This is a genomic window from Pusillimonas noertemannii, assembly GCF_003096595.1.
GTDB lineage: Bacteria > Pseudomonadota > Gammaproteobacteria > Burkholderiales > Burkholderiaceae_B > Pusillimonas > Pusillimonas noertemannii.
In genome coordinates this window covers 223,229-238,458 of record NZ_QEKO01000005.1, presented here as the reverse complement: position 1 = coordinate 238,458, position 15,230 = coordinate 223,229, and the positions used below count along the sequence as shown (strand labels likewise).

Below are 15,230 nucleotides of genomic sequence, written 5' to 3'. Positions count from 1 at the left end.
GCATAAACCTCAACTTCTCGAACCGCCCGGTGCGGACCCGCATGCCGGGTGGTGTGGGAGGGGCGCAGCCTCAAGGCTGCCCCCTATCCCGATTTTTGCGGGCGCCCCAAAAATGATAGGGTGCGAGGGCAGCCCGGCAAAGCCGGGCCGAAGCTCTCCGGCGCCCAAAATACTTACCCCGCAGCGCGCCGGCTTAAAGACCCAAAGACAGCTTTCCGAGGCACAGCGCACCGGCTTTAAGCTGAAAACAGCGCTTGCCCAGGCCAAGGCCTAAAAGCTTGATCATCGCCACGATGGTCTTCTTCTCTCCGGCATCCCTCTACTTCACCCCCGCGCAAAAACCAGCCATTAACATTCCCGAGCCGAAAGCCCCAATTGCGCCCGACGGCGCAGCCATTGGCTAGGCCGGTAGCGGTCGTCGCCGGTCAGCGCCTGAAGCCGCTGCAAGATCAGGTGGATGCTCTTCACACCCAAAGCATCCGCCATTTCAAGCGGCCCCAAAGGATAGTTCAAGCCCAGCCGCATCGCGCAGTCAATGTCCTCTACGCTGGCCACGCCGCCTTGCGCCATCTCGCAACCCAGGTTCGCCACCATCGCCGCCACCCGCTGGCCGATGAAGCCCGGAGAGTCGCCGATAAGCGTTACCTTGCGGCGGCCCGAAAACAGCGCCCCCACGCTTTCCACAAGCTGCCCATCCGCCCCCGGCGCCGCCATGATCGTGACCCGGCTGCGCGTGTCGCCCAGCGTATCCACCGCCACCGCCCGACGATGATCCAGCCCTTCCCTGCACACATAGGCCGTGCAGTCCTCGCCCAGGGGCGGCACCAGGATCGGAGAGCGGCCGTCGTCCGAATCAAGCAGTTGCGCACCGCATTCACTTGCCAGCTCGCGCAGCAGGCTCGATTCCCCGTGTACGAAGACCGCCGTGGCAGGGGTCGCATCAAAGCCGGGCTCAACGGCCGTATCGGGCGCCCCCTCGCCATGCTGAAAAAACCCCCGCCCCGTCTTCCGGCCCAGTTGGCCCGTCTCTACCATATAGCGGTGCAAGGGAGTAGAGCGCAGGCGGGGGTCGTAGAAATAGCATTCGTGGACAAAGCGCGTGACGGGGAAGTTCACGTCCATGCCGGTCAGGTCCATCAGCTCGAACGGCCCCATGCGAAAGCCGTGGCAGTCGCGCATGACCGCGTCGACCTGGGCGGGCGTCGCCACGTTTTCCTGCACGATGGCCAGCGCCTCGGTGGGGTAGGCCCGCCCGCCGAAGTTGACCAGGAAGCCCGGCGTATCGCGCACGTGCACGGGCGTCTTGCCCATGCGCCGCGCCAGACCCGCCAGTTGGTCCAGAACCGCCGCCCCGGTGTCGGGGCCGGCAATGATCTCGACGAGCTTCATGACCGGCACGGGATTGAAGAAGTGCATGCCCGCGAAGCGTCCGCGATGCCGCCGCCCAGCCGCCAACGCCCCGATCGGAATGGACGAAGTATTGGAGGCCAGAATGGCTTCCGGCCGCAAGAGGTCTTCAAGCTGCTCGAACAAGCCGATCTTGGCGCCAAGATCTTCAACGATGGCCTCGATGACCACATCGCAGTCCTTCAGCCCCGCAAGGTCGCCCTCGGCATGCAGGCGCTGCTTCGTCAGCCCGGCCTCGTCGGCGGCAAGCTTGCCCTGCCCCACCCGCTTGTCCAGCCTTGCGCCGATCGCGTCGCAAGCCTGCTTCGCCGCCTGCTCTCGCGCATCGAAAAGATGCACCTCGATGCCGCTGGCCGCCGCGGCCTGCGCAATGCCGGCGCCCATCGCGCCCGCGCCCACTACGCCCAGGGAGATGGACGGTTCCTTCTGAGTCATGGATTTTCTCCGAATAGCCCGGCCCGCCGGCGTTACAGCAGGGAGCGCACCAGCCCGCCATCGACCGTGATGTTCTGCCCTGTCATGTAGCCCGCATGCCTCGAGCACAAGAAGGCGCACACGGGCCCGAAATCTTCGGCCGTGCCCAGGCGTCCCATGGGCACCGAGACCGCCATGCGCGCCTTGGCCTCGTCCTGCGTGATGCCCTCGCGCTTGGACTGGGCCGCGTAGACCCGCACGAGCGCGCCGGTGTCCATGAGGCCGGGCAGTATGTTGTTGACCGTAATACCCAGGCCGGCGACCTCTTGGGCCAAGCTGGACATGGCGCCGGTAAGGCCGGCCCGCACTCCCGTGGCCAGGCCCATGTTGGCGTAGGGTTCGCGCACGGTGAACGAAGTTACGTTGACGATGCGCCCGAAACCGTCGGACTTCATGTCGGGCAGCGCCATGACCGCGAAATCAAGCGCGGCCAGCATATTGGTTTCAAGCGCCTTGAGCCAGGCGTCGCGTTCGTGGCCCTCGACCGGGCCGGGCGGCGGCCCGCCCGCATTGGTGACCAGGATGGTGATCGGGCCCAGGTGCTGCCGCGCCTGCTGCATGATGCGCTGGCGTTCGGCCGGAACCGAGACATCGCCGGCAATGGCCACGGCCTGCCCGCCCAGCGAGTGGGCCGCCTGCCCGGCACGCTGTTCATCGCGGCCATTGATCGCCACGCGCACCCCGGCCTCGGCCAGCGCCTTGGCGCAGGCCAGCCCCAGGCCCTGGCTGCCTCCCAGCACCAGCGCCGAGCGTCCTTCTATACCCAAATCCATTGCTTGCTCCTGTGTGTCGCGCCGCCTACATCAGCGACGGCAGAAAAGTGATCAGGCCCGGCAGCAGCGCAAACACCGCGATCATCACCACATAGAGCACGATGAAGGGCAAGGCCGCCCGGTAAAGTTCCTGTATGGGCACGCCGCGCGCCACGCCCTGCAAGGTGAACAGCGTGTAGCCGAAGGGCGGCGTGATGTTGCCCACCGAGACGTTGATGAGGAAGATGGCCCAGAACCACAGGGGATCAAAGCCCAGGCCCGCGATTATGGGCTTGTACAAGGGCACCAGCAAGATCATGACAGCGATCTGGTCGACGAACATGCACAGCACGAAGCCCAAGGCCATCAGCAGAGCGAACATCAGCACCGGCGACCAGTCAAGCGAGATGACCGATTGCACCAGGCTGGTGGTGACACCGCTCATGTTGAGTATCTGGCTGAACGAGACCGAGCACACCATGATGATCATGATCATCGAGGTCGTCCAGGCGGTGGAGCGCAGGGCTTCGGCCAGCTTGCCCAGGTTCAGCGTGGCGAACAGGCTGCAGATGATCAGCGCCACGACGCAGCCGACGGCCGCCGCCTCGGTGGGCGTGGCCACGCCCGCGATGATCAGGCCCATGATGGCCACGATGATCAACACGAAAGGCAGCGCCTTCAGCACCATGCCCAGCCGCACCTGGGCCGGAAGATGCGCATCGGTGGTGGACGGCGGCGCAAGCGAGGGATTGAGCTTGACCCGCAATACGACATAGCCGAAAAATACCGCCCCCAGGATGAGCCCCGGCACGATGCCCGCCACCAGCAGGTTTGAAATAGAGACGCCGGCCAGTATGCCCAGCACCACGGCCATGACGCTGGGCGGGATGATGGGCGCCAGGCTGGAGCCACCCAATATGGTGCCCATTGAAAGGCGCCGGTTATAGCCCCTGTTCAGCATCTCGGGCAGCAGTGAGGAGCCCATCATCGCCGCCACCGCCATGGCCGAACCGGACAAGGCGCCGAACACGGTGGAGAGCACGACGCTGACGATGTAGAGGCGGGCACGCACGGCGCCCACCACGGCGTCAACGGCGTTGAACACCACGTTGACCGCGCTGGACCGGAACAGAATCTCGCCCAGCAATATGAACAGGGGAATGGCTGCCAGCGACATGCTGGTGCTGGTGTCGAACATGGAATTGACGACCAGCAGCACACCCTTGAAATTGCCCGTCAATGCATACAGGCCGGCCAGGTTCAGGGTAAGAAAGGCCAGGAATATGGGCAAGCCCGTGGCGAACAGGCCCAGCATCAGCACCACGACGCAGGTAATGAATATTTGCCACTCGATCATGAGAATTCCCCGCCTCGCCCGGCGCTGGCCGGGGTGCCGCAAAACGAAGTCAGGAAATGCCGCAAGAAATACAGGCCCATGCTGACCAGTGAATACACGATGGCCGCCATGAGCCACCATTTGGGCATGGGCGTGACGGCAATGACCATGACGCCACGCTGGAAGAGGCGCAGCAGTTCGTTATAGCCGAACCAGGCCGCCAGCCAGCATACGGCGCAGGCCAGCAGCATGGTGAAACGGCGCAGCCAGACGGCGGCCGAGGCCGGCAGCGTATCGACCACCAGGCGCATGTCGGCGTGGCCGCCCTCTTTGCTGAGCGTGGGCGCCGCCAGGAAGGTGGCCAGCCCGAACGCCAGCGCGGCCGTGTCGGGCGCCCAGCCGGTGGGCTGGCGCAGCGCGTAGCGCGCCAGAACTTCCCAGGCAAGCACGGTGGTCAGGTAGGCAACGCCTATCATTGCCACCCAGAAAGTAAGCCGCGTCAGAAAATCGTGAGCCCGGGCCAGGGAGCAAAGCAGGCGCCAGGCCCCGCTCGGCCCCGATGAGACGCCGCTCATTCCAGGGCCAGGCCTTTCTCAACGGCCAGCTTATGAAACGCCTGGCCGTCCGCCCCGGCATGCTGCTCGACCTGCTTCCAGACGCCGTCGGCAAACATGGTGTTGACCTTGGGCGCCACCTCGGGACCGAACTGGGTGATGGCCAGCCCCGCCTTCTGCATGTCGGCGTCTTCCTTGGCCCAGAGCTTCTCGAACTCGGCCCGCCCTTCCACCTCGATTTCCTTGGCGGCCTCTTCAAGCGCCCGCTGCTGTTCGGGGCTGAGGTCGTTCCAGGAATCGAGATTGATGAACATGGTCTGGTTGGTAACGCCGAAGGTGGGGCGCGTCATGTGGTCGGCCACTTCGTACCAGCGATACTCCATGGCGCCGAACACAGGCCAGGCCGCGCCGTCGACCACGCCCCGCTCGAGAGCGGAAAAGATCTCGCTGGCCGGCAGCGTGACCACGGCGCCGTTCAGCGCCTGGATCATCTCGTGATAGGTGCTGGAAGCGCGGATCTTGCGGCCCTGCAGCGCCCCATCGGCGCCGATGGGTTTCTTGAGCAGGATGTGATAGCCCGAGGCGTTGGAGAACACGCCCAGCAATTTCAAATTGCGCTCGTTGTAATGCTTGTCGATCAATTCGTAGATGCCGCTGGCGCGCCTCGCGGCCGGATCGTCCTTGACGGCGTCCATGCCGAAGGCCATGCCTGTCTCGCCCAGGTGATAGGCGCCGTGAGTGAAAAGCAGGTCGAACAGGCCGCTGGAAACCGGCTGCAGCTGCTCGAAGGGCGGAACGGTTTCGGGCCCGCGGACCTGGATGGTGAGATCGCCGTTGGTTTTGTCTTTGACCCGCTCGACGAATTTGTCGACGAACACCGGCACGGCGTTGTAATTGTTGTCCCAACTGGACAGCAGGGTAAGGGTCTTGGCCTGGACGGCCGATGCGGCGGCGATGCCCGCCGACGCCACTGCGAGGAATAGTAAACGCCTGAGCATGATTGTCTCCATGTGGGAGCCGCACAAGCGGCTCGCTCTTTATGTGCCCGGCGGCGACGTCCGTATGGAAACAGCAAGTGGTTCGTCGCGAGCGGGGTTCGTTCAATACAAGATAAGGACCGCATGCGGGAGCGTCAATGAAAATGCCGGCAACCAGTTCCGCCCTGCAAAATTGTTTGAAGGGACGCACGCCGCATCCGAGCATTTCCGCCTTGCGGCGGCGAGGGCTGTGCCCTGCTTTCGATACCGCGGCCGTCCAGGCGCTGCCGAATGCCTTGGCCGGATCGGATCCGCTCGATGCTTTCACCGCAAGCTAAATTCAGGCGGTCTTCTCACTAAACGTATACATTAATTGGGGATAACTCCAATATTTTGCGTTTTAAAATGGAAATAAGCTATTCAGCGTATACATAAACAAGGCGATGTGAACGCCCAACCCTACGGAGGAAGCCCTCATGTTCATTCAAAATGCCTGGTACATGGCAGCCTGGGCACACGAAATCACCCAGGCGCCCTTCCCCAGAACGCTGTGCGGCGTTTCCCTGGTCTTCTTCAATAATCCCGAAACTGGCGAAATCGGCGCATTGCACGACAGATGCTGTCACCGCGGCACTCCGCTCAGCCTGGGCCAGGTCGTGCCCGAAGGGCTTGAATGCGGCTACCACGGCATGGTGTTCGACGAGCACGGCGCCTGCGTGCACATACCCGGGCAGGCGCGCATACCCGCCAAGGCCAGGGTACGGTCCTTCCCCGTGGTGGTGCGGGATGAAATCGTATGGGTGTGGATGGGCGATCCGGCCAATGCCGACCCGGCGCGCATCGTCTCGTACCCGTATCACAACGACCACGCCAAATGGCCCCACAAGCATCAGGTCTATCGCGTCAAGGCCAACTACATGCTGCTGGTCGACAACCTGATGGACCTTACCCACCTGGCCTTCGTGCACAAGAACACCATCGGCGGCAACCCCAAGGCCCACGTCGAGGCGCAAATGAAGGTCACGCCCCGCGACGACGGCCTGCACTTCATACGCTGGCTGATGGAATCCGCCCCGCCGCCCACCTACCGCAAGGCGGTCGACCTGGCCGAGCGCATCGACCGCTGGATGGAGTTCCAATACATTGCGCCGGGCACGGTGCTGCAATGGACGGGCGGCATAGACAGCGGCAAGAACGCGGCCGAAAACCGCGACCAGCCGGGCTTCTCGCTTCGCATCTTCCACGGACTCACGCCCGAAACCGACACGACCTGCTTTTATTTCTGGTCGGCCGCCAACGGATACCGCCAAGACGAGCCGCAAGCCACCGAAGACCTGTTCCGCGAGATCGACACCGCCTTCAAAGAGGACAAGACCGTCGTCGAGGCCCAGCAGGCCATGCTTTCGTCCACCGGCGAGGGCGACCTCGTCGACATCGTTTCGGATGCCGCACGCATCCACATGCGCCGCACCGTCGACCGGCTCGCCCAGGCAGAACGCCAAAACGCCTGACCACGGCATTTTCGTGCTTTTCCATACCTCATCAGGAGTTCACCATGCGCAAGGCAAGATGGATGCTGTTAACGGCCCTGTTCTGCGGATCGGCCGCCGCGGCCCCGGTAAAGATCGGGTTTCTGTCCACTTTCTCGGGGCCCGGCGCGGCACTGGGCGTGGACCAATACGACGGCTTCATGCTGGCGGTCGAACAGGAAGGCGGGCGCCTTGGCGGCGTCGAGATCGAGGTCATCAAGGGCGACGATGAAATGAAGCCCGACAAGGGCGTGCAGATAGCCCGGCAGCTCCTGATGCGCGACAACGTCGACATCGTGACCGGCGTCGTCTTTTCCAACGTAATGATGGCGGTGCACCGCCCCATTACCTCGGAAGAAACCTTTCTGGTGGGCTCGAACGCCGGTCCCTCGCCGCTTGCCGGCGCCGACTGTTCCCCGTATTTTTTCTCTACTTCGTGGAACAACGACCAGTTGCACGAAGCCGCCGGCGAGCTGATGAACCGGATGGGCATAAAGCGCGTATACCTTCTGGCCCCCAACTACCAGGGAGGCAAGGACGCGCTCGAGGGATTCAAGCGCACCTACCAGGGCACGGTGGTGGACGAAACCCTGAGCCAGATCAACCAGACCGACTACTCGGTCGAGATCTCGACCGTCATGTCCGAACAGCCCGACGCCATCTACACCTTCTACCCGGGCGGCATGGGCGTCAACTTCACCAAGCAGTACCAGCAGGCGGGGCTGATGCAGAAAATACCCATGGTATCCACCTCGTCCATCGACGGCACCACCCTGCCCGCCCTGAAAGACTCGGCCCTGGGCGCCATAACCAGCTCGCCCTACGCGCCCGACCTGGACAACGCGGCCAACAAAGAGTTTGCCCAGGCCTACCGGCAGAAGTACGGACGCGAACCCTCGCTGTACGCGGCCCAGTCGTATGACGCCGCCCGGCTCATCGCCTCCGCCTTGCGCCAGACCGGCGGCAACCTGAGCGACAAAGAAAAATTCCGGGCAGCGCTCAAGAAAGCCGACTTCGAATCAGTGCGGGGCTATTTCGCCTTCAATACCAACCAGTTCCCGATCTCTGCCTTCTATCGGGTGGACGTGGTGAAGGATCAGGAAGGCCATGCCTCGCTGGCGAACAAGGGCGTGATATTCGAGCAAAGCAAGGACGCCTACGCGGCCTCTTGCCCCATGACCTAAGGCGAGCCCGCGGGCACGGCCGCTTACGCGCCGTGTCCGCGCAGCGCCGCCTCGAGCCCGGCGGGCAGTTCGACCTCGCCGCGCAGGTGCAGCATCAGGGTCAGGTATTTCCAGGTAGAGCGCGAGTGCTCGATGGCCAGGGCCTCGGCCCGCGTTCCTTCGCCACGCTCTATGGCTTCGACCAGGCTGTGGTGCTGCTCTTGCGCACTGCGCAAGATGGCCGCCACCCTTTCTTCCGCCGAGGGCGGCACATCGGTAAAAGAATTGTTGAGCGAAAACGGAATGGCGGAAAGCCGCTGCATGGCCCGGGTGATCATGGGGCTTTGGGCTGCCTCGCAAACCAACTCGTGCAGCCTGTCGTTGAGGCCGGCGTATTCGTTCTGCCGAATTTCCAGGTCGCGCTCTTGAAGCGCTTCGTCTATGGCCTGCAGGCAGGCCTTCATGGAAGCCAGCACGCCGGGAGGCGGGCCCTTTTCGGCCGCCATCCGGGCCGCCATGCCTTCCAGCGTGCCCCGTATGGCAATGGCGTCGAACACGTCTTGCTCGGTGAAGCCCGACACGACGTAGCCCCGCCTGGGCACCTCTGAAATGAACCCTTCTTCGCAGATGCGCTGGATGGCCGCGCGCGCAGGCGTGCGTGACACGCCGAAGTTCTCGACCAGCATTTGCTCGATGACGCGCTGGCCGGGCTTGAGCTGCCCCTGCACGATAAGGCCTCGAAGGCCCAGCACGGCCCGTTCGGTTTGGGATAGGTTCTGGTTCTTGTCCATACAGATGCGAGAAACGCCCAAGGAGCAAGACCTTATGATAGCGCAGCGGCCCCACCGGACATGACAAGAAAGCGCTGTTGCCCGGGCCGCCCAAGGCCCGGGCAAATGCTGCTTAGTGCTTGAAGACCCCGCCCGCGGCCTCGCCGGCCGGCTTGGTGCTGGCCACCGCCTCGGCCGCCAGACGCGCGACTTCTTCGTCGGACAGCGGAGTGGGCATGTCTTGCAACGCGACCTCGAGCACGCGATCGATCCAGCGAACCGGAATGATCTCGAGGTGGTTCTTGACGTTGTCGGGGATGTCGGCAAGGTCTTTGACGTTCTCTTCAGGGATCATCACCACCTTGATGCCGCCGCGATGCGCCGCCAGCAGCTTCTCTTTGAGGCCGCCGATGGGCAGAACCTCGCCGCGCAGGGTGATCTCGCCTGTCATGGCGACGTCGGCCCGCACGGGAATGCCCGTAAGCGCCGACACCATGGCGGTGGTAATGGCGATACCCGCCGAAGGGCCGTCTTTGGGCGTGGCGCCTTCGGGGAAGTGCACGTGCAGGTCGCGCTTTTCGAACGCGGTGTTGGGGATGCCCCACTTTTGCGCCCGTGAGCGCACCACGGTGCGCGCGGCCTCGACCGATTCTTTCATGACGTCGCCCAGCGAGCCGGTGCGCTGCACCTGCCCCTTGCCCGGCATGTCGGCCACCTCGATGGTAAGCAGGTCGCCGCCGACCTCGGTCCAGGCCAGGCCGGTAACCTGGCCGATCTTGTTTTCTTTCTCGGCCATGCCGTAGTTGTAGCGCCGCACGCCGAGGAAATCGGCCAGGTTCTCGGCGGTGACCTGAACCTGCACGATTTCGCCCTGCGATGCGCCGCGACGCGCGCGACGGCCGGTTTCGGGATTGGCCTCGAGGGTTTTCTTGACCACCTTGCGGCAGATCTTGCTGATTTCGCGCTCGAGCGCCCGCACGCCGGCTTCACGCGTGTAGTAGCGCACGATGTCGCGGACGGCGGCCTCTTCGATGGACATCTCGCCTTCGCGCACGCCGTTGTTCTTCATGAGCTTGGGCAGCAGGTGGTCGAAGGCGATATGCACTTTTTCGTCTTCGGTGTAGCCCGAAAGGCGAATGACCTCCATGCGGTCGAGCAGGGCCGGCGGAATGTTGAGCGTATTGCTGGTGGCCACGAACATGACGTCGGAAAGGTCGAAATCGACCTCGACGTAATGGTCCTGGAAGGTGTGGTTCTGCTCGGGGTCGAGCACCTCGAGCAGCGCCGACGAGGGATCGCCGCGGAAATCGGCGCCCATCTTGTCGATTTCGTCGAGCAGGAACAGCGGGTTGCGCACGGCCACCTTGGACATGTTCTGCAGGATCTTGCCCGGCATGGAGCCGATGTAGGTACGCCGGTGGCCGCGGATTTCGGCTTCGTCGCGCACCCCGCCCAGCGCCATGCGCACGAACTTGCGGTTGGTGGCGCGCGCTATGGACTGCCCAAGCGAGGTCTTGCCCACGCCGGGAGGCCCGACCAGGCAAAGAATGGGCGCCTTGAGCTTGTCGACGCGCTGCTGCACGGCCAGGTATTCGATGATGCGCTCTTTGACCTTTTCAAGGCCGTAGTGGTCGGCATCGAGCACCTGCTCGGCGTTGGAAATGGAATTGTTGATGCGGCTTTTCTTGCGCCACGGCAGGCCGATGAGCGTGTCGATGTAGTTGCGCACCACGGTGGCCTCGGCCGACATGGGCGACATGAGCTTGAGCTTCTTGAGCTCGGCCTCGGCCTTTTTAAGGGCCTCTTTGGGAAGCTGTGCGGCCTCGATCTTTTTCTCGAGCTCTTCGATGTCGGCGCCTTCTTCACCCTCGCCCAGTTCTTTCTGGATGGCCTTGACCTGTTCGTTCAGGTAGTAGTCGCGCTGGCTTTTCTCCATCTGCTTCTTGACGCGCCCGCGTATGCGCTTCTCGACCTGCAGGATGTCGATCTCGGATTCGAGCTGCGACAGCAGGTTCTCGAGGCGCGGCGAGGTGTCGGTGATTTCGAGCATGTGCTGCTTTTGCTCGAGCTTGAGCGGCAGATGGGCCGCGATGGTGTCCGCCAGGCGTCCGGCGTCGTCGATGCCGCTGAGCGAGGTGAGGATTTCTTGCGGAATTTTTTTGTTGAGCTTGACGTATTGCTCGAACTGGGCAACCACGGCACGGCGCAGCGCCTCGGACTCGGCGCCCTGCTCGGGGTCGAGCGCGACCGCCTGCACATTGGCCACGAAATGGTTGTCGGCTTCGGTGACGCTGTTGACGCGCGCGCGCTGCAGGCCCTCGACCAGCACCTTGACGGTGCCGTCGGGCAGCTTGAGCATCTGCAATATGCTGGCCGCGCAGCCGATCTCGTAGAGATCTTCGGGTGCGGGGTCGTCTTTGCTGGCTGATTTTTGCGCTACCAGCATGATGTTGTTGCCGCCTTCCATGGCCATTTCAAGGGCCTTGATGGAACGGGGGCGGCCGACGAACAGCGGAATCACCATGTGCGGAAATACCACCACGTCACGCAAGGGCAGCAGGGGCAAGTCCATGGGTTCTGAAGAAAGAATCGGGCTCGCAGACATAGTAATTTCCTTAAAAAGCTCTGCGTTGGAAACAAAAAGGGAAGCCTAGCCCCCCTTTTTGAGTACTACATGTGAGTATATGTAGTGACGATAGCGGAAATTTCAAGTCGTCGCAGCGATAAACCCACAAACTACAAGGGCATTTCAAAGAACGGCTCAGGCGGCGCCCTGTAGCTTGGGCACAGCCGGCTTTTCGGACAGATCGTCGGTGGATTCCTCTTCGCCATAGATGAGCAAGGGGGTTCCGGTGCCCTGCACGGCGTTCTCGTCCAGTACCACCCGTTTGACATTTTCAAGCGACGGAAGTTCGTACATGGTGCCCAGCAGCGCCTGCTCGACAATGGAGCGCAGGCCCCGCGCGCCCGTGCGGCGCTTGATGGCCTTTTGCGCGATGGCGCTGAGCGCCTGGGGACGGACCTCGAGCTCGGTGTCTTCCATTTCAAACAGTTTCTGAAACTGCTTGATGAGGGAGTTCTTGGGCTCGGTAAGGATGCGCACGAGGGTGTTTTCGTCGAGTTCCTGCAGGGTGGCCACGACGGGAAGCCGGCCCACCAGTTCGGGGATGAGGCCGAACTTGATGAGGTCTTCGGGTTCGACCTCGGAGAAGAGCTCGCCGACGCCGCGCTCGGTCTTGGCGCGCACCGAGGCCGAAAAGCCGATGCCGGACTTTTCGGTGCGGTCGCGTATGACCTTTTCAAGGCCGTCGAACGCGCCACCGACGATGAACAGAATGTTGGTGGTGTCGACCTGGACGAAATCCTGGTTGGGGTGCTTGCGTCCGCCCTGCGGCGGCACCGAGGCCACCGTGCCCTCGATGAGCTTGAGCAGGGCCTGCTGCACGCCCTCGCCCGACACGTCGCGCGTAATGGAGGGGTTGTCGGACTTGCGGGAGATCTTGTCGATCTCGTCGATGTAGATGATGGCGCGCTGCGCCTTCTCGACATCGTAGTTGCAATTTTGCAGCAGCTTCTGGACGATGTTCTCGACGTCTTCGCCAACGTAGCCGGCTTCGGTAAGCGTCGTAGCGTCGGCCATGACGAAAGGCACGTCGAGCATGCGTGCAAGGGTCTGCGCCAGCAGCGTCTTACCCGAGCCCGTGGGCCCGATCAGCAGGATGTTGCTCTTGGACAGCTCGACGTCGTCGCCCTTGACCTCGCCGTACCGGATGCGCTTGTAGTGGTTGTACACCGCCACGGCCAGATTGCGCTTGGGTATGTCTTGACCAATGACGTAGCCGTCTAGAAACGACTTGATCTCGCGCGGCGTGGGCAGCTCGTTGCGAATGGCATCGCGCGCGGCTTCCTGGGTTTCTTCCAGGATGATGTCGGTACAAAGATCGATGCACTCGTCGCAAATGAACACGGAGGGCCCCGCGATCAGCTTGCGCACCTCGTGCTGACTTTTATTGCAAAACGAACAATGCAACACTTTTTCGTCTGCCGATCCTTTTTTCTCGGGCATAAAACTATCAGTTCCTATGACAGCACGGCCCGCCGAGGCCGCCTGTCGATAATAATCGGCGAATACCGAAACGGACCCGCCGACCGGCTGGCCTACGCCTCGGCGGAGTCGGAGCGTGAGACCAGAACTTTATCCACCAACCCATACGATACTGCATCTTCGGCCGACATGAAATTGTCGCGCTCGGTGTCCTCGGCGATGCGCTCGACCGGCTGCCCGGTATTGGCCGCCAGGATGGCGTTGAGCCGCTCGCGCAGGCTGAGGATTTCGCGTGCCTGGATCTGGATGTCGGAAGCCTGGCCCTGCGCGCCGCCCGATGGCTGATGGATCATGATGCGCGAATTGGGCAGGGTGTAGCGCTTGCCCTTTGTGCCGGCCGACAGCAGGAAGGCGCCCATGCTGGCGGCAAGCCCGGTGCACAGCGTGGAGACGTCGGGTTTGACGAACTGCATGGTGTCGTAGATGGCCATGCCCGCATACACCGACCCGCCAGGCGAGTTGATGTACAGCGAGATGTCTTTGTCGGGGTTTTCGGATTCGAGGAAGAGCAGTTGCGCCACCACGAGGTTGGCCGACTGGTCGTTGACCGGCCCGACAAAGAAAATGACACGCTCGCGCAGCAAGCGCGAGTAGATGTCGTAGGAGCGTTCGCCGCGGCCCGATTGCTCGACGACGATGGGCACATAGCCCAGCCCGGTCGGAACGACCGAGTCGCCGCCGTACATCGACGCGTAGAAATCAGTGAATCGCTGCATTTATGCAGTCCCCATAAGTTCGTCGAAATCGACGGTTTCGTCGGTGACCTGCGCCTTGGACAGGACATGCTCGACGACGTTGTCTTCGAGCACCAGGGCCTCGATCTCGGCGCGGCGCTCGCGGTCGGACAAATAATACGCCACGACCTGGGCAGGCTGCTCGTAGTTCTGGGCAAGCTCTTCGATGCGGGCGCGAACCTGCTCGGGCTTGGCGCGCAGTTCGGCGCTGTTGACCAGTTCGGACACCAGCAGGCCCAGGCGCACACGGCGCTCGGATTCGGCCGAGAAGGTCTCGGGAGGAATCGGCAGGCTGTCGGCGTTGGGCACGCCGCGCTGCTTGAGCTCTTCGCGCGCAGCGGCGACACGGTTCTGGGTGTCGTTCTGGACCAGGGCCTTGGGCACGTCGAACGAGCAGGCGGCGACCAGGGCGTCCATGACGCTGCCCTTGGTGCGGGCATGGGCGCGGGCCTTGACTTCGCGCTCGATGTTGGCGCGCACGTCTTGCAGCAGTTTTTCGACGTCGCCTTCGGCCTGGCCCAGCGACTTGGCGAACTCGGCATCGACCTCAGGCAGCACGGGCTCGGCCACCTGCTTGATGGTGATCTTGAACTCGGCCGTTTTGCCGGCGACTTCCTTGCCGCCGTAGTCGGCCGGGAACTCGAGCGGGAAGGTGGCGGTGTCGCCCGCCTTCAGGCCGCGCACGGCGGTTTCGAACTCAGGCAGCATGCGGCCCTGGCCCAGCACGAAGGGGAAGTCCTCGGCCGAGCCGCCGTCGAAGGCGACGCCGTCGATGGTGCCGGCGAAGTCGAGCGTGACGCGGTCGTCGTCCTGGGCGGCGCGATCGTCGCGGGGCTCGTAGATGGCCCGCTGCTTGCGCAGGATGTCGATGGTGCGCTGTACTTCGGCGTCGCCGACCTGCACCGCGCTGCGCGTGACCTGCAATGCGGAGAGATCGGGCGCGGTGACTTCGGGATATACCTCGAAGGTGGCCGAGAAGCCCATGTAGCCTTCTTCGACGCCTTCGGTCTTGGGCTCGAGATCGGGGGTGCCGGCAATGCGCAGGCTGGCGTCGCCAATGGCCTTGTCGAGCGCCCGGCCGACCTCGGCGTTGATGACGTCGTAGCGGATGCCGGGGCCGTGGCTGCGCTCGATCATGGACAGAGGCGCCTTGCCCGGACGAAAGCCCTGAATCTTGGCGGTGCGCGCAACACGCTTGAGCTGCGACTGGACTTCTTTTTCGACATCGGCAACCGAAACGACGATATCGATACGACGCTCCAGGCCAGACAGAGTTTCAACCACGGGCTGCTGCATTGGGAACCTATATAAGTTGGTAAATGGATAGATGAACAGGATATTTTACCGGAAACTCCCGGCGCTCAAAAAAGCAGCTTGACCAGGCGCCTTTGCCCCGGGGCGGCCCGGCACCAAAAGGCACTATGCCATG

The 15,230-nt window shown here is 63.0% G+C and carries 12 protein-coding genes; 2 read left to right on the top strand and 10 right to left on the bottom strand.

The features are described from left to right. Positions 1 to 348 precede the first annotated feature (348 nt). From C7440_RS16365 to dctP, 5 genes are read right to left on the bottom strand one after another with little or no spacing between them, the layout of a single operon-like run. Positions 349 to 1,842, bottom strand: coding sequence for a 3-hydroxyacyl-CoA dehydrogenase (locus C7440_RS16365; protein WP_116519253.1), 1,494 nt, complete (start codon positions 1,840 to 1,842; stop codon positions 349 to 351). 32 nt (positions 1,843 to 1,874) lie between these two features. Then, positions 1,875 to 2,654 carry an SDR family oxidoreductase gene (locus C7440_RS16360; protein WP_116519252.1) on the bottom strand — a complete coding sequence of 260 codons (780 nt, stop codon included), beginning with the start codon at positions 2,652 to 2,654 and terminating at the stop codon, positions 1,875 to 1,877. Between the two features lie 25 nt (positions 2,655 to 2,679). Then, positions 2,680 to 3,990 (bottom strand): TRAP transporter large permease, encoded by a 1,311-nt coding sequence (locus C7440_RS16355; protein ID WP_116519251.1) that lies wholly within the window; start codon positions 3,988 to 3,990, stop codon positions 2,680 to 2,682. Further along, complete coding sequence (locus C7440_RS16350) at positions 3,987 to 4,544, bottom strand: TRAP transporter small permease (protein ID WP_116519250.1); 558 nt, start codon at positions 4,542 to 4,544, stop codon at positions 3,987 to 3,989. The genes C7440_RS16355 and C7440_RS16350 overlap by 4 nt, the downstream gene beginning before the upstream one ends. Next, positions 4,541 to 5,521 (bottom strand): TRAP transporter substrate-binding protein DctP, encoded by a 981-nt coding sequence (dctP, locus tag C7440_RS16345; protein ID WP_218940701.1) that lies wholly within the window; start codon positions 5,519 to 5,521, stop codon positions 4,541 to 4,543. Before dctP ends, C7440_RS16350 begins: the two co-directional genes overlap by 4 nt. Before the next feature lie 455 nt (positions 5,522 to 5,976). Here dctP and C7440_RS16335 point away from each other — a divergent pair, with 455 nt between their 5' ends. Both C7440_RS16335 and C7440_RS16330 read left to right on the top strand, forming a co-directional pair. Next, positions 5,977 to 7,011, top strand: a complete 1,035-nt coding sequence (locus C7440_RS16335; protein ID WP_116519247.1) for an aromatic ring-hydroxylating oxygenase subunit alpha — start codon at positions 5,977 to 5,979, stop codon at positions 7,009 to 7,011. A gap of 44 nt (positions 7,012 to 7,055) precedes the next feature. Further along, positions 7,056 to 8,213: an ABC transporter substrate-binding protein gene (locus tag C7440_RS16330; RefSeq protein WP_243410952.1), complete on the top strand. Its 1,158-nt coding sequence runs from the start codon at positions 7,056 to 7,058 to the stop codon at positions 8,211 to 8,213. 23 nt (positions 8,214 to 8,236) lie between these two features. Here C7440_RS16330 and C7440_RS16325 read toward each other — a convergent pair whose 3' ends face one another. The 5 genes from C7440_RS16325 to tig form a co-directional block, all read right to left on the bottom strand. Beyond that, the gene (locus C7440_RS16325) at positions 8,237 to 8,983 is read right to left on the bottom strand and encodes a GntR family transcriptional regulator (RefSeq protein ID WP_116519246.1); all 747 of its coding nucleotides are present in this window, start codon (positions 8,981 to 8,983) and stop codon (positions 8,237 to 8,239) included. A 112-nt stretch (positions 8,984 to 9,095) separates the two neighbouring features. After that, positions 9,096 to 11,486 carry an endopeptidase La gene (lon, locus tag C7440_RS16320; RefSeq protein ID WP_371743500.1) on the bottom strand — a complete coding sequence of 797 codons (2,391 nt, stop codon included), beginning with the start codon at positions 11,484 to 11,486 and terminating at the stop codon, positions 9,096 to 9,098. A gap of 237 nt (positions 11,487 to 11,723) precedes the next feature. After that, a complete protein-coding gene (gene clpX / locus C7440_RS16315) occupies positions 11,724 to 13,028 on the bottom strand; it encodes an ATP-dependent Clp protease ATP-binding subunit ClpX (RefSeq protein WP_017525129.1) in 1,305 nt (434 codons plus the stop codon). A gap of 92 nt (positions 13,029 to 13,120) precedes the next feature. After that, complete coding sequence (clpP, locus tag C7440_RS16310; RefSeq protein WP_026068069.1) at positions 13,121 to 13,783, bottom strand: ATP-dependent Clp endopeptidase proteolytic subunit ClpP; 663 nt, start codon at positions 13,781 to 13,783, stop codon at positions 13,121 to 13,123. After that, positions 13,784 to 15,097 carry a trigger factor gene (gene tig / locus C7440_RS16305; protein WP_017525127.1) on the bottom strand — a complete coding sequence of 438 codons (1,314 nt, stop codon included), beginning with the start codon at positions 15,095 to 15,097 and terminating at the stop codon, positions 13,784 to 13,786. It lies immediately after the preceding gene. Between the last annotated feature and the right edge of the window lie 133 nt (positions 15,098 to 15,230).

Coding starts and splice junctions, on each gene's coding strand:
- C7440_RS16365 (WP_116519253.1), bottom strand. CDS start 1,842: ATGACTCAGAAGGAACCGTCCATCTCCCTGGGCGTAGTGGGCGCGGGC.
- C7440_RS16360 (WP_116519252.1), bottom strand. CDS start 2,654: ATGGATTTGGGTATAGAAGGACGCTCGGCGCTGGTGCTGGGAGGCAGC.
- C7440_RS16355 (WP_116519251.1), bottom strand. CDS start 3,990: ATGATCGAGTGGCAAATATTCATTACCTGCGTCGTGGTGCTGATGCTG.
- C7440_RS16350 (WP_116519250.1), bottom strand. CDS start 4,544: ATGAGCGGCGTCTCATCGGGGCCGAGCGGGGCCTGGCGCCTGCTTTGC.
- dctP (WP_218940701.1), bottom strand. CDS start 5,521: ATGCTCAGGCGTTTACTATTCCTCGCAGTGGCGTCGGCGGGCATCGCC.
- C7440_RS16335 (WP_116519247.1), top strand. CDS start 5,977: ATGTTCATTCAAAATGCCTGGTACATGGCAGCCTGGGCACACGAAATC.
- C7440_RS16330 (WP_243410952.1), top strand. CDS start 7,056: ATGCGCAAGGCAAGATGGATGCTGTTAACGGCCCTGTTCTGCGGATCG.
- C7440_RS16325 (WP_116519246.1), bottom strand. CDS start 8,983: ATGGACAAGAACCAGAACCTATCCCAAACCGAACGGGCCGTGCTGGGC.
- lon (WP_371743500.1), bottom strand. CDS start 11,486: ATGGTGATTCCGCTGTTCGTCGGCCGCCCCCGTTCCATCAAGGCCCTT.
- clpX (WP_017525129.1), bottom strand. CDS start 13,028: ATGCCCGAGAAAAAAGGATCGGCAGACGAAAAAGTGTTGCATTGTTCG.
- clpP (WP_026068069.1), bottom strand. CDS start 13,783: ATGCAGCGATTCACTGATTTCTACGCGTCGATGTACGGCGGCGACTCG.
- tig (WP_017525127.1), bottom strand. CDS start 15,097: ATGCAGCAGCCCGTGGTTGAAACTCTGTCTGGCCTGGAGCGTCGTATC.